Below are 26,810 nucleotides of genomic sequence, written 5' to 3' on the forward strand. Positions count from 1 at the left end.
ACCAATGAGGACAACACAATGCTTAACCGAATTATCTTTGGCCTTGCGGTCGCTGCGGCATCATTTTTTGCTTTGGCCTACCCACCACAGGGCACGCCAGCGTGGTGTCATGCGGAGTTCTCCCGTTCAGTTTCCGCCTGCACTCGTACCACTAATCCGGTGATCATCGACGGCGTTCGCTATGACCGTTATAACACTCGCGCAGAGTGCGAAGCGGCGTATAAGCCAGATCTGGAAGCTTGCCTCGCCACAGGTGGCATGCCTGGAGCTGGCCTTTAGAGGCGATTGACGTTCTGGCTCTGCGTCTTACCAATTCGGCGCAGAGCCATTCTGCTTTCAAGGGACTTCCTTGAACACACACCATGAAATTCGTCACCTCTGACGACAAAACATACTCAGTGATAAATGACGCCTTTAAGGTACCCCGCATCAGTATTGATAGAGAAAATAATAACGGGTGGTGAATTAGGCTGCAGTTGGATTAGTGCGTGGTATTAATCTCTGTAAAAACCATCCGTTTGAGCTCATGTGCAGTGCGGCTTTTAACCATATTTTTGTTGCCTAAATCCTCAAAATCGGCGATATAAGCAGTTCGTGCGCTTTGTTGATATGGAGGCAAAGATGGCGTTCGAAATGGTGACTTTGAGTCTATGCAGGGAGAAGCAGCTCGAAATCAGCGCGATAAACAGTGGTTACTGTTTTGATTGGGCCCAGCGTGTTCGTCAGCGTTGCCCTGCAGCAGAGATCTACTACGTTCGCCGATTTATTCCCCACGCATTCATTCTGTTTGCTGGCCGTTGGTTTGATGCAACAGCTCCTTTAGGTGTGACTCAGTGGCAACGATTGCCGCTGTTTAGGCCTCTTGGAGCCGTGATTCACCAAGTGCCGGTCAATTTGTGGATGCCAGGTGATAAATACTGGTGATATCGCACAGGATTTTAGGTGTTTACGGCTACTGTATACAAAAAGGAGTCACTATGATTAACCCTGAACGTAGTTAGGCGTTCAGGGTTGAGCAAGTCGCTTAGAGTGTCTGTGTTGATGGAGCAACATTGGGTAATCTCTCTATATTTTTCAAACACGTTTTAATGGCCTTTGCTGGGCTAGTTATCGGTTTTGGGGTTTCCCAAGCTCTTGAGCATGACCGTGCCAAACCGGTAAACCTAGTGAAGCAGCAGATGGCGGAGAACGTGTCTCAAGTCGATAAACAGTTGCAGCTACTGAAGCAGCAGCTTCAAGCCATTCCAACGACCAATGATTCGGTGGCGCAGCTGGAACGTCTAAATCAACAGATCCACTCCCTTGAACAAGCCCTGGCTCAGATGCAGCAGTACAGCATCATCATGCATGAAAATCTCGATTGGCTGGTGAGATATGGCTCGATCGAACATGCCAATGGGCTGCCCGATTTCATTAGCCGTCAAGGGCAGGCGGTGAGCTTGTGTGGCGGCAGCGTGCTGTTTACCGTGCTATCTCAACAAGATTCCGCTATCGAGACTCAGGTTGGCGATCATCTCACTTCGTTTCACGTAGGCAGTGAGGCTATCTTCATGGCCGAAAAGGGGCGAGCCAAGCTCTCCTACCTAGGGCAGATGGATAACTATTTTAAATTCCGGGTGAATTGCAATCTGCACCTAGGTTAGGGTCTGCAACTTAGGTGGCTTTGTGGCACACTAAGGCATGCTTTGTTAACGTCAATTGTTACTATGACTGCTGAACAGGTTATCGCCTACCTTCTTGATAAACCCCTAACCGAATTGAGTTATCCCTTTGGCCCTGAGGTTTCTGTAGTGAAAGTAGAGGGCAAGGTGGTAGCGCTGCTCATCCCAGGGCGTAAAGGCCCTCATCATTGGTTAAATCTAAAGTGCGATCCCGATGAGGCGTTGGCGCTAAGAGACATCTTTCCTTCGGTCATTCCCGCATATCATATGAATAAAAAGCACTGGAATACGGTGATCCTAGATGGCTCCATCCCCAATGGCGAGATTGAGCGAATGATGGATAGCTCTTTCGAGCTGGTGGTGAAACGGCTAACAAAAGCCCAGCGAAATCGGATTCATTTGCTGGGCTGAGTTGACTGCTAAGAGATGAGACTTTGTTTGGTTATTGCTGGCGTGCGGTCTCTGGCTGAGGTTCGGCTTTTGCCAGCTTGGCTTGCAGCCAAAGGCCAGACGTTTTCATTGAGAAACCAAACAGAACGCCGACCACCAGTGAAGGCGCCACTAGCTGCCAATCACCCCCTGAAGCGAATGTTGCACAGCTGCCGATGAAGGTGCCAGGAATAAAGCTAAGCCAGTCTTTTTTGGCTTGCAGGCACATGAAGGTTGAGATGACGCCGGTCACCACGTAACTCCAGATCTCGCCGCCACCGACTTGCGACAGATGGATGATTGCCATGGCCCAAAATACGCCGCTCATGTTACTGGCGATGCTGAGGGTCAGGCCCTTAGCGCCGTCGGCTGGGTTGGCAAAAAAGGTGGAACATCCTAAAAATCCTGCCCAAGTCAGTAAGCCTAAAGCGATGGATGCCCAACCCCAAACGGCAGAGAGTAGGCCGGTAGTAATAGCGATGGCAACAAGTACAGACATGGTGCAGCCCTAAAGGTGTTTAATTCAAGGCGATTGAGTGTAGCTAAATTTCTTTCACATTCTAGTGACATTGATCACACGGTGGGGCGGTTAACCTGTGAAATTGGTTAAGTAACCAATTAATAACGCCATTTTTGGTTATTAATTTTCAAAAAGGATTGTTTGACGATCAATTCAGCCATTCAATTTCTTGGGAAGTGAGCGGTCTTGCTTGGCCTAGGGCCAAATCCGCCTCTAAGTGAATTTGGCCTATCTGAGTTCGGTGAAGACCGATCACCGGATTACGGAACGTGCCAAACATGCGCTTAATTTGGTGATATTTACCTTCATAGATGGTTAACCAAGCTTGAGTCTCGTTGATCAGCGTTAGCTCAGCGGGCGAGGTGGTGATGTCCTCGTAAGCGAAGTAGATCCCTTCCCTAAATCGTGTCTCGGCCTCTGGGGCGATGGGGTTTTGGGTGGTGACCAAATAGCGTTTAGGGATCTTTACCTCGGGGCGAGTGAGTTTTTTCGACCAGCGGCCGTCGTTGGTAAGAATGAGTAGCCCTGTGGTGGCGCGATCCAGCCGCCCAGCAATATGGATATCACTAACATCAAGGTCTGGCTGCAGTGCTTTGAGCGCCTCTATCACCGTTGGGTGCTGTGGATCTGAGGTCGCACTGAGTACGCCCGCGTCCTTGTTCATTAGCCAGTATTGCCCGTGCTTTCCGTAAATGGCCTCTCCATTGAGCTGGATCTGAGAAAACTCGGTGGTTTTCGCCCTGCCATCAAGGCAAGGTCGGCCATCAAGTTGCACCTGGCCTTGTTCAAGCCACTTTAGAACCTGCTTGTTGCTTTGGCGGGTGAGTTTTTGAAGTAAGCGATCAAGACGCATGGAGAACCGTTGTTGGGGTGAATGAGCTGGTCATTGTATCCATTGCGACGCTGTTGGCGAATGGTTTGTCGCTGCAGAGTTTACGCTCTACGCTTGAAGCGCTAGATTGTGCAATCTATGCCACTGCTGATACCAATGTTAAGGAGCGACTAATGAGCACACTGACCATCGTGGCCAATATCATGGCCAATGAAGAGAAAGTTGAGTTGGTAAAATCGGAATTAATGAAACTGATTGAGGCAACTCGTGCTGAGGCCGGCTGCATTAATTACGATCTTCATCAAGACAATCATAATCCAGCCCACTTTCTGTTTTTTGAAAATTGGCAATCTCGTGAGCTGTGGCAGCAGCACATGGAAAGCCAACATATCAAAGACTATCTGGCGGCAACGGATGGCTGCGTTGCTTCATTTACGGTCAATGAGATGACGAAAATTGGTTAATGTGGAATAAGCCAGCCATGTGAAGGCTGGTTTTTTACTAATGTAATATTATTGTTGCTAAGCAATGCAAGAAATTCATATACCTCTTACATTAAAGATTGTGGTGATACTACCTAAGTAGTATTCATCTCCTTATCTGTTTAAATTCCGATCGCTCAGTGTGTGATTTATGTCTCAATGGCTCTTTATGGTCTATTTAGTGGTTGATTATGAGTCTATATGGGCTAATGATTGGTTTGGGAGTCTAGTGGAGATGGAGCTTCAATGAGTGAAAGGGGTAAACGATGAACGAAGAAAAACAAAACTACTGGTGCAAAGTTCTTGAAGACTTCCATACTCGAGCATTGGCATTAGAGCAGGAGTTATCTGAGTGGAATGATGCTAATTTAGACGCACCAAAAAGCTCAATAAAATCCCTTTGTAATACATTTGAGTCGCCACTGTTTAATTCAATTTGGGGGCTGGCGGTAAAAGTGAAGCAGACTTTAGAGTTAATCGAAGATCAGCTACAGAGTTATGTGATGGAGTTAATTTCTGAAGGGAAAATTGAATCCGCGAAACAGCTCAATAGCATCTCTTCTCAAGTTACCAGGTACAAATGTGAATGGCTTGGTTTTATTTAAACCAACTGACCTTGTGATAAGTTCGTGATTCCAGGCTGGGAACACCTTTGGCTACCTAATGGTTAAGGCATTGAATATTGGTCAACTTTAACGATTTTCTTGCTTGAACTTATGTCTGAGGTTTCACTTCAGTTGTGCTTAAAACCTCGGAACCGGTCTTGATTGTTCTATTTTGAGAACAGTGATTCCTCTCACATATTGAGCGATCGTCGATGACTCATTCACTCGCTTGAGGTTTAATTTTTAAGGACCCGCTGGCATCGCTCCAGCGGGTTTTTTTTTTACGTTGAGCACTAAGTCAATGCAGCATCCTACCTCTTCAGCCTCGCCTGTACCTTCACAAGACAGTTACCAGCCCGCATCTAAGCTGGGTTTGTTGTTAGATCGATGGTTTTCATTGTCTAAGAATGGCACCTCGCCATCCACCGAAGTGATCGCCGGTTTTACCACGTTCATGACCATGGTTTACATCGTGTTCGTCAACCCTCAAATTCTGGGGGCGGCGGGGATGAATACTCAAGCGGTTTTTGTTGTGACCTGCTTGGCGGCAGCATTGGGCAGCATTGCCATGGGGTTGTTCGCAAATCTGCCTATTGCGTTGGCGCCGGCCATGGGACTGAATGCTTTCTTCGCATTTTCAGTGACTTTGGGAATGGGAGTTAGCTGGCAGGTTGCCATGGGCACCGTATTTTGGGGGGCAGTGGTGTTCGCTCTGGTGTCCATTGTTGGTTTGCGTCAATGGTTGTTGGAGAACATTCCCGCCAGCTTACGCATCGGCATTCCCGCTGGTATTGGCTTACTGATTGCGTTGCTTGGATTTAAGAACACTGGGCTTGTGGTCGCGGCTCCCAACACCTTGGTTAAGGTGGGCGATCTGACCTCATTGCCTGCAGTACTGGGCTCGCTGGGCTTTTTTATCATCATAATTCTGGCCTATCGAGGTGTTAATTCCGCGGTATTGATTGCCACGTTAGCGGTTACCGTATTGGCGGCCTTGTGTGGGGATGTGGAGTATTACGGCATTGCGTCCATGCCTCCAGCGATCGATGGCGTGTTCGCTCAGCTGGACCTGTCGGCAATCTTGGATGTGGGGTTAGCGGGGGTTATCTTCTCATTTGCTCTGGTGAGCATGTTTGATAGCTCAGGTACCATGATTGCGGTCACTGAGCGCTGCGGGCTGGCGGACAATAAAGGTCGTTTTCCGAACATGCGCAAAGCGTTGCAAGTGGACTCTCTGAGCAGTGTGGCTGGTGCCTACATGGGAACCTCTAGCGTAACCGCCTACATTGAAAGCTCGTCAGGCGCCTCAGTAGGTGGTCGCACTGGCTTGACCTCGGTGGTGGTGGGGCTGCTGTTCTTGGGGGTTATCTTCCTGTCGCCGTTGGCAGCCATGGTTCCGGGGTATGCGGTCGCTGGCGCCCTTATCTATGTTGGCGTAATGATGACTGCGGGTCTGACTAAGGTGGACTGGAGCGATCTCACCGAAGCCGCTCCAGCCTTTATCACTGCGGTGATGATGCCGTTCACCTTCTCCATTACCGAAGGCATTGCCGCCGGTTTCATCAGTTATTGTGTGATTAAGCTTGGCTGTGGCAAATGGCGCCAGATACACCCTTGTGTGATTGTGGTGGCGGCGCTGTTCTTAGTGAAGTTTATCTTTATCGATGGTCATTAATGCCAATCTGATTAAGTACTTGAACACTGTCACGTGCTGCCTTTTGAGGGGCTAGGGCGATTCACTCTTTATTGCGAGACGGATTGTTAGGCTCACTAGCAATGGCGTCTCGTGTGGTGATTGAACCCAGTATTTCGTGACTACTTAATTAATCAGGTTGGAATAGGGCAAGTGCGCAGCAAGCTTGGGAAACCTAGCTTGCTGTTTAGTTTGACCGAGCTATGTCGAAGTACTGAACCATAAAGTCGATAAAGGCGCGAATGCGCTGAGGGCAATGATTACCGTCTTTATGCAGCAGATACATGGGCAACTTGCTGACTCGATATTGGCCTAGCACCTGTTTCAAACTGCCTTGATTAATCTCCTCTGTGACCATCCAATTGGGCATCGCCGCCACGCCTAAACCTTGTTTTGCCATGGCGACCAGCATCTCAGGGTTGTCACTTCGAAAGCGTTCATTAACCGTGACTTTGGTGATCTGATGACCATCGTCAAAGCGCCAAATATCGGAAGGTGTTGAGAGGGAGTAGGTAAGGCACTGATGCTGAGTGAGATCCTCCGCCACGTCTAATTTTGGTTGTTTGCTCAGATAGTCGGGGCTGGCGAAATACACCAGCTGATGGTCCATAAACCAACGAGCTTTGAGGCCAGAATCTTTCAGTTGAGAGGCTCGTATCGCTACATCCACATTCCCCTCGATGAGATCCACAAATCGATCCGTGACCGACAAGTTCACCTGCAGTTGTGGGTGCAGTTCAAGAAACTCGCTCAATGGCTGTGCCAGTAACTGGGTGCTAAACGCGCTGGGCGCAGATAGGGTCAGTGTTCCACTAACCTGAGCTTGTTCATGCCGAAGGGCAGATTCAGTCGCGTGTAGCTGCTCGAGCAGCTGCTGGGCAACGCCTAGGTAGTGATGGCCTGCATCGGTCAAGGTAACGGCTCGGGCATGGCGATGAAACAAGGCAAAGCCCAGATCCTGTTCCAGCCAGCGAACTTTTTTGCTCACTGCACTTTGAGTGGTGTTAAGCGCCTGAGCAGCTGCGGTAAAAGTGCCAAGGTGAGCCACCTGAGAAAAGACGCGTATGCAGATCAATTTATCCATTGGTATTCCTATTTGGAATGCTAACTAGCCTTATTATGGAGTGCAAACCATGGATTTGGGAATGGTTAAATCTGCCTATTGTTGTTTAAGGGGATAACCATGATCGTTGCTCAGAGTGTGTTAATTGGGTTCTTTTTGCTGGCGGGCAGCATCAAGATGTTTGGCTGGATTAAGGTGGTATTTGAGACACAGCTGCAATTTTTCCACCGTTATGGCTTAAATCGGCGAGTGATGTTTGCCGTGGGTGTAATTGAGGTGGGAGCGGCGTTATTGCTTGTTGATGCGTTGCTTTTTGCGAGCGTCGTCAGTCAGATAATTGGGGCTGGCCTGCTCGCAGTAACGTCGGCGGGTGCCATCGGCTGTCACCTTAAATATGACAGTTGGAAAGACGGCATTGCCGCGATGATCACCCTATTGCTGTCGTTATGGGTACTGTGGCCGATGCTTGAGCATTGTCGACTTTACTGAGTGGGCGACTGTGGATCGAATGGCGGCAATGGGTTCATTTCTCTGTGAACTAAGCGTTTAAGAGGACGATTTGGCCTTAGCCGCCGCTGCTATTGATGAATGCCAATGGGGTTTGACCGGTCAGTTTTTTGAAAGAGGCGATAAAGGCGCTGTCCGATGAAAACCCCAGTTGATGGGCGACGTCAATTACCGCTAGGCCTTGCGACAGCAGCTTGATCGCTTTCAGCAGTCGCCATTGTTGCCGCCACTGTTGGTAGCTCATGCCGGTTTCGGCTTTAAAGAGGCGACTGATGGTTTTGCTACTGGCACCGATATTTTGGGCCATCTGTGTCAAGGTGGGCAGTAGATAGGCTTCATCCATCAACTGTTTTTTCAGATCACGAAAGCGACGATTCGAGGGCAGGGTAAGCTGCAAATCGTATGCCGGAGCTGATTAAACTCCTCCCAAAAGAGCGCGTTGGTGTTGCGCATCTGCTGGGGTTCGGTATCCCATTCCCACAGTGCCATCTTGTTGATCAACGCTTTGAGTAAGGCATTGACTTTGATGGTGCGCACTTGCTGAGGGCACTGAAATTCAGTGGCATCAAAATAGAGTGAGCGATAAGCCACTACCTTGGTCATTACCGCTTGATGGGGCGTATTAGCGGGAATCCACACGGCTCTTGTAGGCGGCAAAATGCTGATTGATTGCTCGAAGGCAAAGTTGATGCAACCGGAAGGGGCATAGAGCAGTTGCCCTTTACGGTGCTGGTGCATGCCGGAATCGTGCTGATGAGCATCAAGCGCGATTCCCACTACTGGTGAGGGGATGGCATCTGGGTCAAAAGGGCGGTTGTTGTGAATGAGGGCCATATGCCCGATTGTCGACGTTTTTGGTTCGGATGTTGATATTGGGTCAATGGTGGTCAGATCTAGACTGCGCGTCAAGTTATCTTGAGAGTAAAAATTATGATGCGTAAGCCTTCTATCTGGTTGATGCTAACCCTGCTGATGTTCCCGCAGATAGTTGAGACCATCTACAGCCCGGCCTTAGGCTCCATTGCCAGACACTTTTCAGTGAGTTACCAAAGCGCCGCCCAGACGCTTTCGGTCTACTTTTTGGCGTTTGCCGTTGGCGTGGTCAGTTTTGGCGTGCTGGCAGATAAAATTGGCCGCCGCCCAGCGATGTTGTTGGGGCTTGGAATTTATGGCGTGGCTACTTTGTTGGCGACCCAAACCGAGAATTTTACTCTGTTGCTGATACTTAGAGCGCTCAGTGCCTTTGGCGCCGCAGTGGGCTCTATTGTTACTCAAACCATGTTGCGTGATAGCTATAGCGGTGCAGAGCTTGGGCAGGTATTTAGCTTGATGGGAATCGGCCTTGGGCTAAGCCCGGTACTGGGGATGTTTCTGGGGGGGCCAATTAACCCAATTGGGCGGCTACTCCTACGTGTTCCAGGCGTTGTCCATCAGTGCGTTACTGCTGCTAGTTTGCACTGCATTGAGACTACCAGAAACTAAATCTAACCATCAGCCGATGGCGTTAAGCAGAGTAGTTTGGGCAATGCTGAGAGACCGCTATATCTGGTTGAGCGCCATATTAGTGGCTGCCTATAACATCGCTTTGTTTGCCTATTATCAGCAGGGCAGCGCCATTTTTGCGAACCTTGGGTCCAGCGCTGAACAGTTTGGATATAGCGGTGTGGTTCTTGGAGTCAGCACTCTTGTAGGCAGTGCACTAAACCGAGCTTTACTGGCTAAAGGCGCTGCGCAGGGCAAGTTACTTGGGCTGGCGGCAGGGTTACTACTGATTGGCGCAGTTAGTTTGTGGCTGCTTGAGCATTCCATATGGCTACTAGTGCCTATGGCTGTCGTGGTAATGGCCTTTGGTATCGCTATACCGAATGTTTTGAGTACGGCGCTGGCTAACTACCGCCACTGTGCGGGAAGTGCTGGGGCTCTGTTTGGACTGCTGTATTACTTGCTGATTGGTAGCGGCTTAATGTTGTCTGCTGAGTTGAATAACCTTGGAGTAACACTGATTTTGCTTAGCGGTGTTATAGGTGTAGCAACCTTCGCTAGAGGTATTGCCACAACAGCTATTTCTCCAAAGAGTTCTTGAAATCAGAGGTTTCTATTATTTCCGGCGAAGCAAATAAGAATTAGCGGATTGATTCCCTCGCAAGCGGCGTTACTCGCTGCGCTCGTTGGAACCCAAGCTAGGGTGCTGCACCCTATCTCACTTTTATCAAACCTAGAAACGACAAAACCCGCCAGTTAGGCGGGTTTTTAAATATGGCGGAGAGATAGGGATTGATTCCCTCGCAAGCTCGGCCGCCGCGAGCGGCGTTACTCGCTACGCTTGTTGGAACCCAAACTAGGGTGACTCTTTCGCAAGCTCAATCGCCCTTCAGGCCATCGCATGCGATGTTAGTCGCTTCGCTCCTTTCTGCACCCTATCTCTCGAATTTCTTCGATTACAGAATGCAAAAAAGCCACCTGAGTAGGTGGCTTTTTTATGTATGGCGGAGAGATAGGGATTTGAACCCTAGAAGGGCTATTAACCCTTGCCGGTTTTCAAGACCGGTGCTTTCAACCACTCAGCCATCTCTCCAACGCCGCGAATAATAGAAAAGCTGGCGGAGGTTGTAAAGAGCAAAGTTGTTTAAGTGCTTGTTCATTAGACAAATAACCGCTTTTGCCTCCCTGATTGTCGGGATTTTGAGTTCATTGTCTACACTCTATTCAATCCCCCCAACATAGGACTCATCCCATGAGCTCACCATTCACTACTCACGGTGCCGTCAGCTGGCATGAACTTTCTACGTCGGATCCTGTTGCCGCCAAAGCGTTTTATGGGCAAGTTTTTGGTTGGCAGTTTGAAACCAAACCCATGCCTCAAGGCGATTACGAAATCATCTTGATTGATGATGAGGGGATTGGCGGCATTATGAAGTCTCCTGATCCTCATGTTCCAACAGCCTGGACTGGCTATGTTACTGTTGATGACATTGATGCGGTGGCCAGCAAGGTCACTGAGCTAGGTGGTAAGGTGCTGTTTGGCCCTGAAGATATCCCAGAAGTGGGTCGGTTTTGCTGGATTCAAGATCCTCAAGGTGCAGTGATTGCGGCAATTACCTATCTGCCTATGTGAGTTTGCTGAAGTGGTTGATAGACTGAGCTTTTAAAGTGAGGTCTATCAATGAAATCCACCGTACTTGAGCAAGATGAAAAACAAGCACTCTACAACGACATCGCCACCTATCTGGAAGATGAATTGCAGCTTGAGCTAGGGCAATTTGAGTTGGAGTTCTTGGTGGACTTTATGGTGAAGAAGATTGGCCCTAAGTTCTACAACCAAGGCTTAGAGGACGCTCGTGCGGCAATCCTCGAGCGATTAGAACTGGCGACAGAAGTGGTGTACGAGCTGGAACAGTCGTAATCGCTATGTAATGTCAGTTTTTCAAACTTTTCTGACCTGACTTTGATGAGCTGAGTATTCTTCGCGAGAGATCTCGCACAAACACTGTGGCTCTTTGATATTGCCTTTAATTCGGCGTCACCTCGATAATATTCTTTATAAATTAGGTAGTTCCGTAGGTGCTAGCCACAGCTTGAGTGACGGGCGGAGCTGTACTTAGGTTTTAAGTCTTAATTATTAGAAATAGCGACTTATTAGGACTTTCTGGGTTAGCGGTTATTTGCAAAAAGTTCACTTATCGATGAGTGAATCACAAAGAAACCGCAAGAATCGAGGCGTTGGCAGCTATTGAAGCTCTGTTAGTGGGTTTTTCAGGCACGAGTGAGTTCAAAGCATCTTCGGACACCAGGAAGCATCTTCTACCCATCTTTGGTACCCATCTTTGCATCTTTAGTGCATCTTTGGACACCCATAATAGTGAAGGTGCTTCACTGATAGTCTACGCTTAGTTCTCAGTGTTTGGAGGGCTAAGCGATGCCAAAGGCCAGGAAGCAGCAAGTCAGCTTGGAAGACACGAGGTATTATCACTGCGTGACTCGATGCGTTCGCAGAGCCTACCTCTGTGGTAAAGACCCCTATACAGGTCAATCCTATGAGCATCGGCGAGAATGGGTTCAAAACCGGTTATTGTCGTTAACTCAGGTGTTTGCGGTAGAGGTCTTGTCCTTTGCGGTAATGAGTAATCACACGCATGTCGTGCTTTATGTAAACACCGATGTTGCGAAAAGCTGGTCAGAACTGGAAGTGATTGAGCGTTGGCATCAACTGTTTGGTGGCACCAATCTGACTCGCAAATACGTTGATGCCCAAGAGCGTGAATCAATGGAGAGCTGGGAACTTCACCAAGTGGAGAAGCTTATCGCAGAGTATCGGCAACGATTCACCGACATCAGTTGGTTTATGCGGGCATTAAATGAATACATCGCACGCCAAGCCAATAAAGAAGACAAGTGCACTGGCCGCTTCTGGGAAGGACGTTTTAAATCTCAAGCTCTGTTGGATGAACAAGCTCTGCTATCGTGCATGGCCTACGTTGACCTTAATCCAATCCGTGCGGATATTGCCAAAACGCCGGAGTCGTCAAATTTCACCAGCATTCAAATGCGCATTCGCGCAGCGCTTCAAGGAAAACAGCCAGAACGCCTAAAAGCCTTTGATAGCAAGGATATCGAGTACAGCACACTACCTTGTCATCTAAATGATTATCTAGAACTGATAGAGTTTTCAGGAAGAGCCATTCGCGAAGGCAAGACAGGCCACATTACCAAAGGAACAGAAGACATTCTGACTCGGCTTTCAATCGATATTGAAAGCTGGATGGAGCTCACTCAAGGATTTGAGTATCAGTTTTGTCACCTCGCAGGGCGTGAGCAGAGCATGCGTAGCTGCAGACAAGCCGACAACTTGAGCCGTATTCGAGGGGCACCACAAGCAAAGCGGCTCCTTGCTTAGCCTTCATCTTCAGTTTCCGTTTTAAACTCGTCGCGCCTGGGCACGATGAGAAGTAGCTAGTTTTTGAAAGTCTCAGTTTTCTCGTAATTTATGTGTCTAAGCTGATTTTTACGCATGTTAGCTACGACATATTCATGAGTTTAGTCAGTTATCTATTGTTCGATATTTGTTGAAATCGGCTTGATATTAAGATGGCTGTCCGTAGTTCTGGTAGAAGCGACTGTGTTTTATGAAATTGTTAACGTATTATTATTTTTTCATTCGTAAAAATGTAGAGGCAAATTGCCCTAGCGAAAATGCTTATGTATCGGCACTGAAAACTATTAGTTTCCCAGTCTCAATGGTTTTGACGGCGTGTGTATTTCAATTTATTGTTTCTGCTGGTTTGTTAGAAGTGATTTTAGACTTCTGGCCATATGACTATGGAAGGGTACATAGTAAGAATTTTATTGCCCCAACATCGATATTGTTTTTGGTAATTTATATGCTTACTAGTAAGGTTTTAAAGAATTACTTCATTAACGACGAAACTCAGCGTAAGCTTGAAGAGTTCTATCAATCAGAAGGATTAATTCAACGAGAACATAGGATGATTCCTGAATGCTTAACCTTTTTCTTAATACTGTTTGCAATATTTATAACATTTGGAGTGTGGTTGGGGGTCTCTGCATTCCTAGCGTTACTCGTAACTTTAGAGTTGTGGATACAATCTAGATTCAAGAGCAATACCTAGGATATCCACATCAGTGGCTATTGCTAAGATGGCTATCCGTAGATCTGGCCTTCATCTTCAGTTTTCGTTTTAAACTCGTCGCGCCCGGGCACGATGAGAAGTAGCTAGTTTTTGAAAGTCTCAGTTTTCTCGTAATTTATGTGTCTAAGCTGATTTTTACGCATGTTAGCTACGACATATTCATGAGTTTAGTCAGTTATCTATTGTTCGATATTTGTTGAAATCGTTTTGATATTAAGATGGCTGTCCGTAGCTCTGTCGCTGGGGATGTTGTTTATGGGCTTTATGGAAGTGGAGAGTTTGCTGCTAATTTAGGAGTTCCCATGCCACAAGCTCATATCGGAGGCGAACTTTCGGTTTATCCAACCTTTGACTATGAAGCCGCACTAGACGGTAAGTTTATGATTTATGGGGGAGAATTTGATGCTAATCTTGCTACGTTTAGTGCAGGTTTGGTAAATACAAATGATGGCCGCCTTACCGGTTTCCAAACTTCGCTTCTTTTCTCTACTCCCAATTTGGCTAAACCCCTTCCATTACACTCAGGCTTTGTAAGAGGTGGTGAAGGGGTTGCTTCAGATGTGTTTAGTTTTAACTATAAGAATTGGTGGGATTAATGAATTCAGCAAAAGTATTCAAACCAAAAAGCATAGTGATGTTAGCTAGCTTGATATTTCTCGTATTTATTACGACCTTAATATATCAGCTTGGAAAAGAGGATGATTTAGCCCTTGAGACATTTCAGTATATTGACGAAAATACAGAGTACTCTTTAGAGCTGGGGGAAAGTCTTCAACATGGTAAGCTTGGAGATTTTTACCACTGCATAAAAAATTATAGACCCGTCAGAGAGATAAGGACGAAAGATGGGAAGGATGGAAGAGCGAAATTAGTAATATCTGATTTTACATTCTTTAAGTTTTTGACGATTGATAATGAAGTCTATCGTTTCTATATCGGTTTTGTGGAAGATGGACTGGATTCCGAAAATAAAAAGGTATTCCGCACTTCAAGAAAATCAAAATCTTATGCGGTAAATTGTGATCTTAGTTTGTTAAGTATTTCAGAATAAGCTGCTAGCCAGTTTTGAACGGTAGTAAACAATTAATACCTAGGACACCCACATCAGTGGCTATCATTTAACTGCTGGTGAAATGGTTTTTTTTTAAGTCTCAAGGTGATTTTTTCACGATTTAAAGTGGTGAATTTGTTCTAGCAACACCTATATTAGTAGAAGCAACTTGTTGATGGCCTACGCTTAGTTCTCATTGTCTGGAGGCTGAAGTGATGCCAAGTAGCAGAAAACAGAAAGTCTGATGCTAAGATGGCGGTCCGTAGTTCGATGCAATATTGAATAGGGTTTTATGGGGAGCGATACTTTAGAAGCGATGGACATTCTTGACAAGAACTATCAGAAGCAGATTGATATGGGAGTGCCTTATAAGGTTGCTTTCCCATTCCCCCCAGGAATTAAGTTTTCATCATGGATAAATCAACTATTAATAGTGTTTTAAAAATTTACCTGTTTCCTACGAGATTAGTGCAAGTGGTGACGGCTTACGGTTGGTTTTTATCAACTAAGCCTGCACTTGGTGGTAGCTTAGGTTTTTCGAGTGTGGTTTTGGCTACGCAGATTAATGTCGTTATTCACCTATTGCTTGCTTGCATAGGGGTCAGTTACTGGGAGTTGTGCAGCGCAAACAGTGAAGTAAAACCAATTGTGCCATACATGTTCATTAACTCGGTCATTTGGTGGCCGTTAGTTAGTAAATATGTCCATACTGATAAGTGTGTGAAAGACCTAAACTTTACTTATAGTTCTGTTACTAGGAAGCTACTTAGTTTAATTGGATTTTTTCTATTTATAGTTGGCATGCCAACTTTAAATTACTATGTAGCAATGCTCACGCTAGAACCTTGGTATTAAAAACACCCAAGGATATTCAAATAAATGCTTCTGGTGGCAGGCATGTGAGCGATAGCAATTATAACATACCCACGTCCATTTCATTGGGGCGAGAATACTGTAAACCTGACCTGTTTTAGCGAACTCTCAACAGCAGTTAGACTGACGCATCGCAATAGGAACATCCACTTACAATACGCTGGAAAGTGCGTGTCTAAATGCTGAGCTCCCACCATACTGCATCCGTAGTTTTTCCTTCAAATATCTGGTGATATGCTCCTTCTGAAAGACCATGGAATCGCCATCTTATTTTTCAGTTTTTCACAGTAAAAAAATTCAAAAACTCAAACTGATTTCAGTAAAACATGGCCTATACAGTGATCCTAAATCGGTTTTCTGGCCAATACCCCCAAAGGGGTATGCATGCGTTTTAATCCCCTCCTTATGATTCTTTCCGAAAGATAAAAAAAACCTCGGAGAGGATGATATGAAACAACTGAATAAACTCGCTGTGGCCGTTGCCATCGCTGCCCTTAGTGGTTCAGCGTTGGCCAAAAACGCCCCTGAAGATGCGAATAACATCACCTGGAAGGAGAAGTACCCTGAGCAGTACGCTTCTTGGGCTTCTACCATTGAGTCCACTGAGCAAGGTGACATTCTAGAGCACGATCCGATGATTGTGATTCTCTATGGCGGCTATGGTTTTGCTAAAGACTATAACAAGCCTCGTGGTCACCAGTTTGCGGTAGCGGATCTGACTCGAAGCCTGCGTACTGGCGGCCCAATGACCGATTCTGAAGGACCTATGCCAGCGTCTTGTTGGGGCTGTAAAACGCCGGATCTAGGCCGGATGTACGACAAGATTGGTGAAGGTAACTTTTCCGACAAGAAATGGGGCGCTACCGGTCACGAGATTGGCAATAACGTAGGCTGCGCCGATTGTCACGACGCCGAAACGGGCAAGCCAACTCCGGCGCGACCTTTCGCCATGCGCGGCTTTGCTGCTGCGGGTCAGAAGTTTGAAGATCAGGAGCCGAACATTCAGGCGGCCATGACCTGTGCCCAGTGCCACGTTGAGTACTATTTCGATGGTACTGACCATAAGAAGGTGAAGTTCCCTTGGAACGGTGGCCAGAATCCAGATGCGATGCTGGCATACTACGACGCGCTGGATTTTAAAGATTGGACTCATAAGATCTCGAAAGCGCCAATGCTGAAAGCGCAGCACCCTGAGTGGGAAACCTGGCAGCCAACGGCACACGCCGAGATGGACGTGACCTGCATCGACTGTCACATGCCAAAGGTTGAAAGCGCGTCTGGTAAAGAGTTCACCAAACACAATGTTGGCAATGCCATCGACAACTTCGATGAGACTTGCTCTAACTGTCACGACAGCAAAGCTGAGCTGGTTGATACTCTGGCGGCAAGTAAGAAAGCGGTCCATAAGGCACAGATAGCGGCTGAAGATGTCATCGTTAAGGCCCACTTTGAAGCGGGTGAGGCGTGGAAGGCTGGTGCCACCGAGTCTGAAATGAAGGGCGCACTTAAGCTTATCCGCCATGCTCAGTGGTATTGGGATTACGCCATTGCCTCTCACGGCATTCACGCTCACAACCCCGATCTGGCACTGGAAGAGCTAGCTAAAGCCAAGAAGATTGGTAAAGAGGCCCGCGCGGCGCTTAAAACCGTATTGTCGAAGCATGGCGTTAGCAAAGTGAGCTTCCCCGATTATTCCACCAAGGCAAAAGCACAGGTGCTGGTTGGGCTGGACAAAGCCAAACTCGATGCACAGAAGAAAAAGTTCCTAGAGGAGCGGGTACAGAAGGAGTGGCCAATCAAAGTAGACTTTTAATTTTTATCTCTCAAGCTTTCTACGCCCAGGCTACGGGCGGTCTCTCGGGCTGACATCCGATAGTTAAAAATTGGATAGATGCCATTTTCGCAGGAAGTTCCTACTGGGCCTTCCTGCTTTTTTTGCCTTGAGGTTTTTGACGGCGGCAGAGTTACTGCTTTGTGCCAAGGGGCTTTGATAACTGGTTTCGGATCAGTTCGCCCAAGGTTTTAATGGCGTTTAGTCTTGAGTGAGTTAGCTCGAACGATACGTTTAAACGAAAGCAGTGGTTATGAAAGTCGCCCGCAGAGAACATCTTGCCGGGAGTGATGCAGATGTTATATTCGAGTGCTCGCCGGTAAAGCTCAGTGGCATCGAAGCCAACGGGTAGCTCCAGCCATAAGAAGTAGCCGCCTTCGGTGCAATTGATGTTTACTTGCGCAGGCAGGTGGTTGCGCAGTGCTTGCCAAGTGGCAAATTTGCGCTGCTCTAAGGTTCGGCGCATCTGGCGCAGGTGCCGTTCGTAGTTGCGTGTGGAAAGGTAGGAGGCCAGCGTCATCTGAATTGGCGCGCTGGTGGAGAGTGTGCTCATCATCTGCAGTTTCTGAATGGGAACGGCCATTTTTCCTGCGGCCACCCAGCCAATTCGAAATCCGGCCACCAGTGACTTGGAAAAGGATGAGCAGTGCAGCGTCTTGCCGTGACTGTCGAAGGCCTTCGCAGGCAGAGGTTTATCGCTGCCGAAATAGAGCTCGTTATAGACATCGTCTTCAATCAGGTAAACGTCGTACTTTGCTAGCAGAGTCATTAGCCGCTGCTTTTTGCTCGCTGACAGAGTAAACCCCAATGGGTTTTGATGATTGGTCATTAACCAACATGCTTTAACAGGGTGGGATTGCAGCGCATTTTCAAGGGATTCCAGATCAATGCCGTCGGCGGGGTGAGTCCTGATGGACAGAGCTCTTAGATTCAACCTTTGCAATGACTGCAGTGCGCCATAAAACGTGGGAGACTCCACCACCACCCAATCGCCGGGTTGAGTGACCGACTGCAGGCTTAAATTCAGTGCCTCCAACGCGCCGGTGGTAATCACAATCTCATCTGGATGCACTGTCATTCCCTGAGCGGCATAACGCTTGGCGATGTGCTGCCGAAGCTCTAAGTTTCCCGGGGGTAGATTGTCCATGGCGCTGGAAGAGGGCAGGGTACGAGCGGTACTGATCAGCGATTTGTTGACGTGTTGACGAGGGTAGAGTGTGGGATCCGGGTGCACCTTGCCAAAGTCGATGATGCTGGGGGTTCGACTGGCTTGCAGCACTTCAAATACGAAATCGTTGATGTCCACAGATTCAGTTTTTTCAACCGGCTGATTGGCGGGCACTGAGTCACTGTTTTCCACCTTGGGGGCAACCACGTAGCCAGATCGCGCCCGCGATATCACCCACCCTTGGCTTTCGAGTACCTGATAGGCGTGTACTACGGTCATCAGGCTAACGCCGCACCGCTCAGCTTGCTTTCGCAGGGAAGGGAGCTTCTCTCCAGGTTGCCATACTTCGTTTTGAATTTGGCTGCGGATCTGCTCTATCAGCTCCTCGTATTTTTTCACCGGCATCAGCCTCTTATCATCACCTAGGGTAGCAAGTAACGGTAATCATATCAGCTCCATCTGTTATGCATAAATGGTCCAGTTTTGTATCTATTATGGTTTTGCGACTCACCCTACAATTTGAGTTGTTTATCCCCAGCTTTGATGTGGTTTTGCCATTGGCTGCTCGGTCATCTGAGTGGGGGAAACAAGTTCGCACCTTAACCAGCGCAGTGGTTTCAGCTGATGCGAGAGGGCGACAAGTGATGCAGTGGCGGTGATTTCATCAGTGACAAACTGGGGGAAAGGCAAAGTGATGATATCAAACAAGGTGATCGGCGGGGCTCAGTTTCCTTGCATCGAGTTGCCAAAGCTGGGTGGCGGCAAGCTTAATCTTGGTGCCCCAGAGAAAAAGACCAACTGGAAAATGGTGGTGGTGTATCGGGGTGGGCACTGCCCGATGTGCACCCGTTATCTGAGAAAAATCGGCGAGGCCAAATCTGACTTTGCCAAGCTGGGCGTTGATATTGTCGCGACCTCAGCTGATGACGAGTCACAGGCGCTAGAGCACTTTATGCAGCTGAAAGTGAACTTCCCTGTGACCTATGGTTTGACCGTAGAGATGATGCGGGAGCTGGGGCTGTATATCTCTCGACCCCTTTCGACCAGTGAGACCAATCATTTCTACTCTGAACCTGGGGTGTTCATTATTAATGAGCACAATGAGATTCAGATATTGGATATCTCCAATGGCCCCTTCGCTCGCCCTGAGATCGATGTGCTGTTGAGTGGCATCCATTTTATTCGAGATAAAAACTACCCGGTTCGGGGCACCTTTAATTAGTTTGGGTTAGTGGAAGCGGGTAACGAACTTGAGAGTTCACTGGTAATGATATAATTTGTGCGGATAAATTGCTTTTATAACAGAGCATTACTGCTCGTTCAGACACAGGTGTCCTATGGAAATTGAGTTTTTTTCCGCGTCTTTGATCAACCTAGCCATTAATCTGGGTTACTCCGTTATCGCCATTATTGTGAGTGTTTACGCGCTGTTTTGGGTTGATAAAAAACTGCTAAAAGGGATAGACATCGAAGCCGAGATTAAAGGTGGTAACGTTGCGGCGGCGATCTTTGCTTCGGCAATACTGATTTTTGTTGCCATTGTGATGGCCTTTGGCTTTAAAGGATGAAGAAGTTTCTCGCCGCCCTGAAACGTCTGTTGATCAAGGTCGCTGTGTTCTCAGTGCTTATTTTTCTGGTGAATATTAAGGCGTTTTTCAAGGACAAAGACATTCGGGATGGCATTGAGGCTGAGGTCGCTCGGCTCGAGAGCAGAGACAATAACCCGCATCTTGGCAAGCAGTCCTTGGAGATTCTCTCCATTGGTCAGTCACTGTCTGATACCCAGATCAAAGGCATCTTAGACAGAGCCCAGGGAAAAGGTGGGGCATTTACCTATTCCTATGCCAACACCGGCGTCTATACCATGTCCGCTCAGGGGATCAACAGCAAACACTATTTGGTGAACTCCTACCTTGAAGGGTATGAACCTTTCGAAGTTGAGAACGTGATGATGCCGCTTTACGTTTTGGCACAACGTAAATCCTACATGCTCGACTCGGAGCAATATGACGGCCGTGCCGAAGTGTGGCAGACCAGCCGGCAGGCATTTCTCTATCCAAGGGGCGATTGTGAAGATCATGCGTTGGCCTTGGCGGATTGGCTGATTGCCATGAACGAAGATGCCAGAGTGGTGGTGGGCGATTATGACGGCGAAGGTCATGCATGGGTCGTTCTGTTCCGAGAGGGGAAAGAGTATCTCTTGGAAGCGACCCAAAAATCGGGCTTATCCCGGAGCACCCCGTATCCGATTGCCAAACTGTATCCAGATTATCACCCTAAATTTATGTTTAACCGCGAAGGGTTTTGGGAAAACAGCGGTTCCAAATACACCACCGCTTATTCCGGTGAACACTGGGTTAAAAAGAGCCATTACCGATATGGGATGGCCAATCGAAGTAGTTAAGGAAGAGCTTGCTACGCTCTCAAGTCATCGCGCTGAACAGGAATCGATAATCTCTGGGTAGCTGAGGTGGCTTCCTTACTATTAGATTACCTAGCTTCATTCGACCCCAATATTGTTTCATTTCCCAGTCAGTTATGCCTTTGCCAAAATCGGGCGTTTTCAATTTTGATGGAGCGCTCTTTGGTGACTGAGATGCAATTGATTTTGGTGCTTTGGCTGGTTGGTGTATTGACCGAAGCCATCACAGGCGCCTTGGCGGCGGGCCGTAACCGCATGGATCTGTTTGGCGTGGTCATGGTGGCCTGTTTTACAGCCATCGGCGGCGGCACCGTCCGTGATGTGCTTCTGGGTGGCTATCCACTGATCTGGGTTGCTCATCCTGAGTATCTGCTGGCGATCGCCATTACCGCGTTGCTGACGGTCGCCTGTGCTCCAGTGATGCGTTATCTCAGCCGCTTGTTTTTAACCCTAGATGCGCTGGGGCTCGCGGTGTTTTCCATTATTGGTGTTCAGAAAGCCCTCTCCATGGGCTGCTCGCCAATGACGGCGATCGCGGCTGGGTTAATTACCGGCATTTTTGGTGGCATTTTGCGGGATCTATTCTGCCAGCGAGTGCCGTTGGTGTTTCAAAAAGAGCTCTATGCCATTGTCTCTTTGGCTACCGCATCACTCTATATGGGGCTAACTCTGGTTGAGGTGTCAGAATGGGTAAAATTGCTTATCTGTTTGCCTCTAGGGTTTGGGTTTCGGCTGCTGGCGATTCGGTTTAGCTGGTCGGTGCCCACCTTTGATTACCAAGAGCAAACCGCTCATTAGTCGAGGCGCCATTGGGTGCCTTTGGGGCTTAAACGCCCTTCATTGGTGCCCAAAACCTGATTTTTGATCGATATTCGCATCTGAGAATTAGCTCGATTAACAATCGATGCCAACGATATAACACTTTGTATTTTAGAGGGTTTATTGTTGATTTTCTGCCAGTGACAGTATGACGCAGGGCGAAATCCGATTACTATATAGCGACAAGATGTCGGAGCGCTAGCCTGAATTCCTCATTGCGGTTCGAGCTGGTTAGCACCAGTTTTGATCTGTAACTGTGGTTTTGCCCCACCTTCCGCCTTTGGATGCTCATATGACAATGTCCTTACCCATGAATGACCAGCAGCGAACCGATAAGCTTAGAAAGTTCGCCAAAATCTACCTGGCTGGCTCGGCAATGCCTTTTGTTATTGCACTGATTTCCACCAAAGAGAATACCGCATCCGCGCTGTTTACTTTATGGCCGCTGCTGACCATCTGGTATTTTCTGGCTTACCGAGATCTTGCCAAGGGGTATCGCTGCGAAAGCACACGTTTTCTGGCTCTGCACTTCACCGTTGGCGGCTCATTGCAGGGGATTATGTACGCCTGGTCCAAGCTGTTGTTGCTATTTATGGGATTGATGTTGGCGTTCGCCATGTTTGGTGGCTAAGTCGAGAGAGTAAAGTGTCTACATCGTAATGGCCATAATATTACCTCTATTTTGGTAAAGGTGTTTTAATGGTGCGCTGGATTATCGCCTTGAGAGTAACAATGTAAGATTCGTTTCAGTTAACCAATTCTTGGTTTTTATTATTAAAGGAAACTGAAATGAGCAACGTATTTTACATGCCTCCAATGACGCTAATGGGCAAGGGCGCAATCAAAAAGCTGGGTGCAGAGCTGCACGCCAGAGAGCTAAAGAACGCACTGATTGTTACCGATAAAGGTCTGGTGGATCTGAACTTAGTGGATGCGCTGACCGATGAGCTTGGTGCCGCAGGCATCACCTACACCATCTTTGATGGCGTTAAGCCAAATCCGACTGAGCAAAACATTGAAGATGGCCTAGCCATGTTGAAAGCTGCAGAGTGCGATTTTGTGGTGTCCTTCGGTGGTGGCTCTTCCCACGACTGTGCCAAAGGCATCGCGCTGGTGGCAACCAATGGTGGCCACATTCGTGATTACTCAAAAGGCGTTCACATCTCTAAAAAGCCGCAACTGCCGCTGGTTACCGTGAATACCACCGCGGGCACCGCTTCTGAGATGACCGTGTTTGCCATCGTTACCGATACTAAAGGCGAAACCAAGTACCCAGTGGTTGATAAGAACATTCTACCAACCATCGCCGTGAACGATTCTGAATTGATGGTTGCCATGCCGAAGTTTTTGACGGCGGCAACGGGGATGGACGCACTGACTCACGCCGTTGAGGCTTATGTGTCTACCATTGCCACGCCGGTAACCGACGCTTCTGCCATCAAAGCCATCGAGCTGATTGCGCAGAACTTGGAAGCTGCCGTGGAAGATGGCCAAGACCGCGATGCCCGTGATGCGATGCAGTATGCGGAATACCTTGCTGGAATGGCGTTCTCCAACGCGTCTTTGGGCTACGTTCACTCCATGGCTCACCAGTTGGGCGGCGTGTACGATCTGGCTCATGGCCTGTGTAACGCCATCTTGCTGCCAGAGGTGTCACGCTTCAATGCACTGGAAAAAGCCGAACGCTTTGCCGACATTGCCAAAGCCATGGGCGTTGATACTACCGGCCTGAATGTTCGTGAAGCGGCCGAAGCGGGCATTCGAGCCATTGAGGTTCTGTCTGCCAATGTGGGTACCGCTCAAAAGCTGGCGGATCTGGGCGTGAAGCAAGATAAGCTTGAGTTTATGGCCGTCAATGCCCTAAACGACGCGTGCTCGCTGACCAACCCGCGTAAAGCCTCTGTTGAAGAGATCGTTGGTATCTACAGCAAAGTGATGTAATTGCCAATTACGATTGATTGTCTGAACTGGAAAAGCCGCATTAGCGGCTTTTCTTTTGCCTGTGGTTCGCTAGGGTCAAGTTGATATGGTCAAAAGCAAGCCAAGTGGCACGCTCATTCGTATTAGTCCTAAGTGCGGGCGAATAGGGAGCCGCTGAGGCTGCACAGAGGAAAAGGCGATGAAGAACCAACTGGATATTCAATTGATGTTGTCGGTGTTTGAAAAGGTACGCAGCCATGGTTTGGCTCGCGACGGTAAGTACGAGTTAGACGGCATGCGCGTTAGCAGCGACTTTGACGGCTACACGGCGTTTTTTGACTATGAGCAGACCTCTCTGACCATAGGTTTTCATAATCAATACCAGTTTAATTACGCCAATAACGAGGCGTTGGAAGCTTTTTTAGACACGGCCAATCGCATCGCTCGCAACTACCGCTAACCAATATCATCTGTGAGTGCGGCTACAATCGTCGCCACTTAAAATCACAATAAAAACAGGAGCTAAGATGCTCCTGTTTTTTATGGTTTATTCCAGTGGTAACTGCGTGACTAGACGTTGAACTTCGATGTGATGGCGGCAAGCTCATCAACCACGCTAGAGAGCTGTTGAGTTGAGCGCTCCGTGGTGATGGCGTTTTCATTGGTGGTTTGAGCTAAGCCGTTCACCTCCACCACGGACTGATTGATCTCCTGCGCCACGGCATTTTGCTCCTCGGCGGCTGTGGCGATGTGGGTGTTCATGTCCTGAATTTGGCCCACGGAGGTTAAGATGGCGGTTAACGAGTCGCGGGCTTTCATCGCCATCTCGATCGCCTCTGACGTGTTGTCTTGGCTTTGATTCATGGAGCTCACCGCAGAAGCGGCCACACTTTGCAGCTTCTCGATGGTGGCATTGACCTCAGCAACGCTGTCTTGAGTGCGGCTTGCCAGTGAGCGAACCTCATCGGCAACCACGGCAAAACCGCGACCTTGCTCACCTGCGCGGGCGGCCTCAATGGCGGCGTTCAGTGCCAGCAAGTTGGTCTGATCGGCAATTTCTCGGATCACGCTGAGCACATCGCCGACATTCATGGTTTGTTGGCGCAGATCGTCAATGCGCTCGGAGACGTCATTGATCTCTTGACCTAGGGCATTCATTTTTTGTGATGACTCATTGGCGATCTCTGATCCGCTTTGTGCCTGTTCAAACGCTTCGGTGGCGGAGCTTGAGGCGTGCTGGGCGTTGCGAGAGATCTCCTCCACCGTAGCCGTCATTTCGTTCATGGCGGTGGCGGTCATCTCCATCTGGTTGATCTGTTTATCGGAGCTTTGCTTGGTTTCCTCCACCAAGGACGCTAGCTCTCGAGCGGTGAACTCCACTTGAGCGGATTGAGCATTGATGTTGCCCACCATCTGCTTCAATTTCGCCACCATCACTACCGTTGCCGCATAGACCCCGGTGTCTTTTCCGGTTGAGGCCGCGTCAACGGTTAGATCGCCCGCAGAAATACGCTCGATTATCGACTGAATTTGCGTCGGTTCGCCGCCAATGGGAACGTAGATGAGCTTAACGATGATGGTGTAGATAATCATTAGGCTGACAGCGATAAAGAGGAGCGCGGATACCAGTGACAGGTTGAGCATCGATTTACTCGGCGCCATGATGACGTCCATCTTTTCAAAGGTATAGACGTTTAACCCAAACTCAGCGGAGCGGTTCTGGGTTGCGATCAGCTCGGTTCCGGCGGCATCGCTATATTGCAAATGTGACTGAGTAAAGTTGCGATATTTAGGTTGTACTTGGAAAAAATCCTTGCCGAGATACTCAGGTTTAGGCGAGTACAGCACGCGGTCGCTGGCATCGGTGAGATACAGTTGGCCGTCGGGGACGTTTTGTGACACGAGGTTGGCCCATACGTCGGAGGAGATATCTACCCCAACAACACCGATAAAATCGCCGTCGGCGACCAAAGGTACCACCAGTGATGACAGTAACTTGCCAGTAACTTGATCAATATTAGGCTCGGTAAGCACAAACGCTTTGCCTGATTTTGGTCCCTGATACCACTGCTTCTCTAGGCCAATATCGGTAAATTTCTCGCCGGTGGACTCTAGGGAGGTTCCGTCACTAAACACAATGTAAGTGGCGGTGCCGCTGGCGGTGCGGTGCAACTTGGCGAGCAGCTTCACTACGGCGGATTCGTTTTGAACCTGCCCATATTGATAGTCGATGGCGTCGCTGATCATCTCCAATTGTTGGCGAACGCTGGCGGCGTATTGATCCACTTGAATGGACACCGATAAACCTTGTTGTTTGCGAAACTTAACCGCTTCCTGTTGGTTAAAGCCTTGGAAACTGGTGTAGCTGATAAAAGATAAACCGAGCACCATCAACACGAAGATGGAACCGATAATGGAGGTGAGCAGAGTTTTTAAAGTCAGTTGCTTCGCATTCATACCTAAAACACAACAGCAGGGAGTCAGTTCACTGTCATCCTTGAGCGAGCTTAACTTGTCCATATTTCTGAAGCGGTCCCGCTTCAGCTTTCATTGTTGCAGCTAAGCTGCTTTTTCCTTGAGCAGGTATGAAGCCAGATGGCATTCATCAACACCGCCAAAATCATCGAGATGATGTAAGTTATTTCGGCAAAAATTGAATGTGCTTTAGTAAATTAAATTACTGAATTGTCGAATAAAGCACCACTAAAGGTGCATGTTATTGTTCTATTTATAAAACTATTTTGGGTAACGAATGATGAGGCGCTTTGCTCTCTGTAGCTATGGAGTGGCAAAACTTGATATCGAGATATTGCGATATGCTTTGGGTCGGCGTAGACTGCGCAGTAACAACAGGGAAATGGACCGAGACCATGGTAAACATCAGCGAAGTGCTTAAGTCGATCAATAATCCAGTGCGCCGGGATATGCTGCATTGGCTTAAGGAGCCTCAGCACAACTTCAATTTAGATAAGCAGCTGCCTGGTGTGGACCCCAAATTGGATGGCGTGTGCGTTAGCATCATTCAGGAGAAAACTGGCTTGTCGCAATCGACGGTTTCTTCTTATCTATCTAACTTGCAGCGAGCCAACTTAGTCGAGTCCAAACGCATCGGCTCTTGGACCTATTACCGACGTAACGATGCTTTGATTGAGCAGTTCTTACAAGAGTTGGCGCAGTCGCTGTAGAGCCGGACTCCCAGAGAAAGGGCAGGGTGACTGCCTTTTTTAATAAATCTTAATATCGGCAATGTTCGATATCTAGGTATCCAATAATTTAGTTCAAGGAA

At 48.1% G+C, this 26,810-nt stretch carries 33 protein-coding genes and 1 tRNA gene; 26 read left to right on the forward strand and 8 right to left on the reverse strand.

The features are described from left to right. Positions 1 to 18 precede the first annotated feature (18 nt). The 4 genes from FCL42_RS14775 to FCL42_RS14790 all read left to right on the forward strand — a co-directional run bounded on the left by FCL42_RS14775 (position 19) and on the right by FCL42_RS14790 (position 2,072). Positions 19 to 279 carry a hypothetical protein gene (locus FCL42_RS14775; protein ID WP_136864197.1) on the forward strand — a complete coding sequence of 87 codons (261 nt, stop codon included), beginning with the start codon at positions 19 to 21 and terminating at the stop codon, positions 277 to 279. Between the two features lie 342 nt (positions 280 to 621). Continuing rightward, positions 622 to 924 (forward strand): hypothetical protein, encoded by a 303-nt coding sequence (locus tag FCL42_RS14780; protein ID WP_136864198.1) that lies wholly within the window; start codon positions 622 to 624, stop codon positions 922 to 924. A 128-nt stretch (positions 925 to 1,052) separates the two neighbouring features. Then, positions 1,053 to 1,643, forward strand: coding sequence for a hypothetical protein (locus tag FCL42_RS14785; RefSeq protein WP_136864199.1), 591 nt, complete (start codon positions 1,053 to 1,055; stop codon positions 1,641 to 1,643). Between the two features lie 63 nt (positions 1,644 to 1,706). Further along, the gene (locus FCL42_RS14790; protein WP_136864200.1) at positions 1,707 to 2,072 is read left to right on the forward strand and encodes an MmcQ/YjbR family DNA-binding protein; all 366 of its coding nucleotides are present in this window, start codon (positions 1,707 to 1,709) and stop codon (positions 2,070 to 2,072) included. A gap of 31 nt (positions 2,073 to 2,103) precedes the next feature. On the opposite strand, the gene FCL42_RS14795 is transcribed toward FCL42_RS14790, so the two are convergent. Both FCL42_RS14795 and FCL42_RS14800 read right to left on the reverse strand, forming a co-directional pair. Beyond that, on the reverse strand, positions 2,104 to 2,589 hold the full coding sequence (locus FCL42_RS14795; RefSeq protein ID WP_136864201.1) for a DUF1097 domain-containing protein: 486 nt from the start codon (positions 2,587 to 2,589) through the stop codon (positions 2,104 to 2,106). 169 nt (positions 2,590 to 2,758) lie between these two features. Further along, a complete protein-coding gene (locus FCL42_RS14800; RefSeq protein ID WP_136864202.1) occupies positions 2,759 to 3,463 on the reverse strand; it encodes a pseudouridine synthase in 705 nt (234 codons plus the stop codon). Between the two features lie 152 nt (positions 3,464 to 3,615). Here FCL42_RS14800 and FCL42_RS14805 point away from each other — a divergent pair, with 152 nt between their 5' ends. The 3 genes from FCL42_RS14805 to FCL42_RS14815 all read left to right on the forward strand — a co-directional run bounded on the left by FCL42_RS14805 (position 3,616) and on the right by FCL42_RS14815 (position 6,204). Further along, complete coding sequence (locus tag FCL42_RS14805) at positions 3,616 to 3,906, forward strand: putative quinol monooxygenase (protein ID WP_136864203.1); 291 nt, start codon at positions 3,616 to 3,618, stop codon at positions 3,904 to 3,906. 284 nt (positions 3,907 to 4,190) lie between these two features. Beyond that, complete coding sequence (locus FCL42_RS14810) at positions 4,191 to 4,529, forward strand: hypothetical protein (protein ID WP_136864204.1); 339 nt, start codon at positions 4,191 to 4,193, stop codon at positions 4,527 to 4,529. A gap of 376 nt (positions 4,530 to 4,905) precedes the next feature. Continuing rightward, positions 4,906 to 6,204 carry an NCS2 family permease gene (locus FCL42_RS14815; protein ID WP_229359876.1) on the forward strand — a complete coding sequence of 433 codons (1,299 nt, stop codon included), beginning with the start codon at positions 4,906 to 4,908 and terminating at the stop codon, positions 6,202 to 6,204. 205 nt (positions 6,205 to 6,409) lie between these two features. Here FCL42_RS14815 and FCL42_RS14820 read toward each other — a convergent pair whose 3' ends face one another. Then, entirely contained in the window at positions 6,410 to 7,306 is an 897-nt protein-coding gene (locus tag FCL42_RS14820) for a LysR family transcriptional regulator (RefSeq protein ID WP_136864206.1), read from the reverse strand. A 99-nt stretch (positions 7,307 to 7,405) separates the two neighbouring features. Between FCL42_RS14820 and FCL42_RS14825 the strand changes: the two genes are divergently transcribed. Then, a complete protein-coding gene (locus tag FCL42_RS14825; protein ID WP_136864207.1) occupies positions 7,406 to 7,774 on the forward strand; it encodes a DoxX family protein in 369 nt (122 codons plus the stop codon). Positions 7,775 to 7,850: 76 nt separating this feature from the next. Here FCL42_RS14825 and FCL42_RS21935 read toward each other — a convergent pair whose 3' ends face one another. Then, a complete protein-coding gene (locus tag FCL42_RS21935; RefSeq protein ID WP_229359877.1) occupies positions 7,851 to 8,135 on the reverse strand; it encodes a helix-turn-helix domain-containing protein in 285 nt (94 codons plus the stop codon). 11 nt (positions 8,136 to 8,146) lie between these two features. Continuing rightward, entirely contained in the window at positions 8,147 to 8,626 is a 480-nt protein-coding gene (locus tag FCL42_RS21940) for an AraC family ligand binding domain-containing protein (RefSeq protein WP_229359878.1), read from the reverse strand. Positions 8,627 to 8,722: 96 nt separating this feature from the next. Between FCL42_RS21940 and FCL42_RS22050 the strand changes: the two genes are divergently transcribed. Both FCL42_RS22050 and FCL42_RS22055 read left to right on the forward strand, forming a co-directional pair. After that, on the forward strand, positions 8,723 to 9,274 hold the full coding sequence (locus tag FCL42_RS22050; RefSeq protein ID WP_324612881.1) for an MFS transporter: 552 nt from the start codon (positions 8,723 to 8,725) through the stop codon (positions 9,272 to 9,274). Continuing rightward, a complete protein-coding gene (locus FCL42_RS22055) occupies positions 9,204 to 9,875 on the forward strand; it encodes an MFS transporter (RefSeq protein ID WP_324612882.1) in 672 nt (223 codons plus the stop codon). The genes FCL42_RS22050 and FCL42_RS22055 overlap by 71 nt, the downstream gene beginning before the upstream one ends. Before the next feature lie 401 nt (positions 9,876 to 10,276). Here FCL42_RS22055 and FCL42_RS14840 read toward each other — a convergent pair. After that, positions 10,277 to 10,367 (reverse strand) — tRNA-Ser (locus FCL42_RS14840). A 159-nt stretch (positions 10,368 to 10,526) separates the two neighbouring features. On the opposite strand from FCL42_RS14840, the gene FCL42_RS14845 reads away from it, so the two are divergent. From FCL42_RS14845 to FCL42_RS14880, 8 genes are all read left to right on the forward strand, one after another. Continuing rightward, a complete protein-coding gene (locus tag FCL42_RS14845; protein ID WP_136864208.1) occupies positions 10,527 to 10,907 on the forward strand; it encodes a VOC family protein in 381 nt (126 codons plus the stop codon). Positions 10,908 to 10,955: 48 nt separating this feature from the next. Next, a complete protein-coding gene (locus FCL42_RS14850; RefSeq protein ID WP_136864209.1) occupies positions 10,956 to 11,195 on the forward strand; it encodes a DUF2164 domain-containing protein in 240 nt (79 codons plus the stop codon). Positions 11,196 to 11,708: 513 nt separating this feature from the next. Next, positions 11,709 to 12,686 (forward strand): transposase, encoded by a 978-nt coding sequence (locus FCL42_RS14855; RefSeq protein ID WP_136864210.1) that lies wholly within the window; start codon positions 11,709 to 11,711, stop codon positions 12,684 to 12,686. 229 nt (positions 12,687 to 12,915) lie between these two features. Next, complete coding sequence (locus FCL42_RS14860) at positions 12,916 to 13,419, forward strand: hypothetical protein (protein ID WP_136864211.1); 504 nt, start codon at positions 12,916 to 12,918, stop codon at positions 13,417 to 13,419. 239 nt (positions 13,420 to 13,658) lie between these two features. Beyond that, positions 13,659 to 14,036, forward strand: a complete 378-nt coding sequence (locus tag FCL42_RS14865; protein WP_136864212.1) for a hypothetical protein — start codon at positions 13,659 to 13,661, stop codon at positions 14,034 to 14,036. Then, a complete protein-coding gene (locus FCL42_RS14870) occupies positions 14,036 to 14,491 on the forward strand; it encodes a hypothetical protein (protein WP_136864213.1) in 456 nt (151 codons plus the stop codon). The genes FCL42_RS14865 and FCL42_RS14870 overlap by 1 nt, the downstream gene beginning before the upstream one ends. Before the next feature lie 411 nt (positions 14,492 to 14,902). Then, a complete protein-coding gene (locus FCL42_RS14875) occupies positions 14,903 to 15,346 on the forward strand; it encodes a hypothetical protein (RefSeq protein WP_136864214.1) in 444 nt (147 codons plus the stop codon). Positions 15,347 to 15,812: 466 nt separating this feature from the next. Continuing rightward, on the forward strand, positions 15,813 to 17,177 hold the full coding sequence (locus FCL42_RS14880) for an ammonia-forming cytochrome c nitrite reductase subunit c552 (protein WP_136864215.1): 1,365 nt from the start codon (positions 15,813 to 15,815) through the stop codon (positions 17,175 to 17,177). Between the two features lie 151 nt (positions 17,178 to 17,328). On the opposite strand, the gene FCL42_RS14885 is transcribed toward FCL42_RS14880, so the two are convergent. Next, on the reverse strand, positions 17,329 to 18,768 hold the full coding sequence (locus FCL42_RS14885; RefSeq protein WP_407644378.1) for an aminotransferase-like domain-containing protein: 1,440 nt from the start codon (positions 18,766 to 18,768) through the stop codon (positions 17,329 to 17,331). Between the two features lie 289 nt (positions 18,769 to 19,057). Between FCL42_RS14885 and FCL42_RS14890 the strand changes: the two genes are divergently transcribed. The 7 genes from FCL42_RS14890 (at position 19,058) to FCL42_RS14920 (ending at position 23,984) form a co-directional block, all read left to right on the forward strand. After that, positions 19,058 to 19,585 carry a redoxin domain-containing protein gene (locus FCL42_RS14890; RefSeq protein WP_136864242.1) on the forward strand — a complete coding sequence of 176 codons (528 nt, stop codon included), beginning with the start codon at positions 19,058 to 19,060 and terminating at the stop codon, positions 19,583 to 19,585. A gap of 115 nt (positions 19,586 to 19,700) precedes the next feature. Further along, entirely contained in the window at positions 19,701 to 19,931 is a 231-nt protein-coding gene (locus tag FCL42_RS14895) for a DUF350 domain-containing protein (RefSeq protein ID WP_136864216.1), read from the forward strand. Beyond that, positions 19,928 to 20,767 (forward strand): hypothetical protein, encoded by an 840-nt coding sequence (locus FCL42_RS14900; RefSeq protein ID WP_136864217.1) that lies wholly within the window; start codon positions 19,928 to 19,930, stop codon positions 20,765 to 20,767. Before FCL42_RS14895 ends, FCL42_RS14900 begins: the two co-directional genes overlap by 4 nt. Positions 20,768 to 20,950: 183 nt before the next feature. Then, on the forward strand, positions 20,951 to 21,583 hold the full coding sequence (locus FCL42_RS14905) for a trimeric intracellular cation channel family protein (protein WP_136864218.1): 633 nt from the start codon (positions 20,951 to 20,953) through the stop codon (positions 21,581 to 21,583). A gap of 313 nt (positions 21,584 to 21,896) precedes the next feature. Next, the gene (locus FCL42_RS14910; protein ID WP_136864219.1) at positions 21,897 to 22,235 is read left to right on the forward strand and encodes a hypothetical protein; all 339 of its coding nucleotides are present in this window, start codon (positions 21,897 to 21,899) and stop codon (positions 22,233 to 22,235) included. 158 nt (positions 22,236 to 22,393) lie between these two features. Further along, on the forward strand, positions 22,394 to 23,545 hold the full coding sequence (locus tag FCL42_RS14915) for an iron-containing alcohol dehydrogenase (RefSeq protein ID WP_136864220.1): 1,152 nt from the start codon (positions 22,394 to 22,396) through the stop codon (positions 23,543 to 23,545). 178 nt (positions 23,546 to 23,723) lie between these two features. Continuing rightward, entirely contained in the window at positions 23,724 to 23,984 is a 261-nt protein-coding gene (locus tag FCL42_RS14920) for a DUF3081 family protein (RefSeq protein WP_136864221.1), read from the forward strand. A gap of 110 nt (positions 23,985 to 24,094) precedes the next feature. Here the strand turns inward: FCL42_RS14920 and FCL42_RS14925 are convergent, their stop codons facing one another. Then, positions 24,095 to 25,981, reverse strand: a complete 1,887-nt coding sequence (locus tag FCL42_RS14925) for a methyl-accepting chemotaxis protein (protein WP_169308405.1) — start codon at positions 25,979 to 25,981, stop codon at positions 24,095 to 24,097. Between the two features lie 413 nt (positions 25,982 to 26,394). On the opposite strand from FCL42_RS14925, the gene FCL42_RS14930 reads away from it, so the two are divergent. Further along, on the forward strand, positions 26,395 to 26,709 hold the full coding sequence (locus tag FCL42_RS14930) for an ArsR/SmtB family transcription factor (protein WP_136864223.1): 315 nt from the start codon (positions 26,395 to 26,397) through the stop codon (positions 26,707 to 26,709). Positions 26,710 to 26,810 lie beyond the last annotated feature (101 nt).

This window comes from Ferrimonas aestuarii (genome assembly GCF_005116665.1).
Taxonomy (GTDB): Bacteria; Pseudomonadota; Gammaproteobacteria; order Enterobacterales; family Shewanellaceae; genus Ferrimonas; species Ferrimonas aestuarii.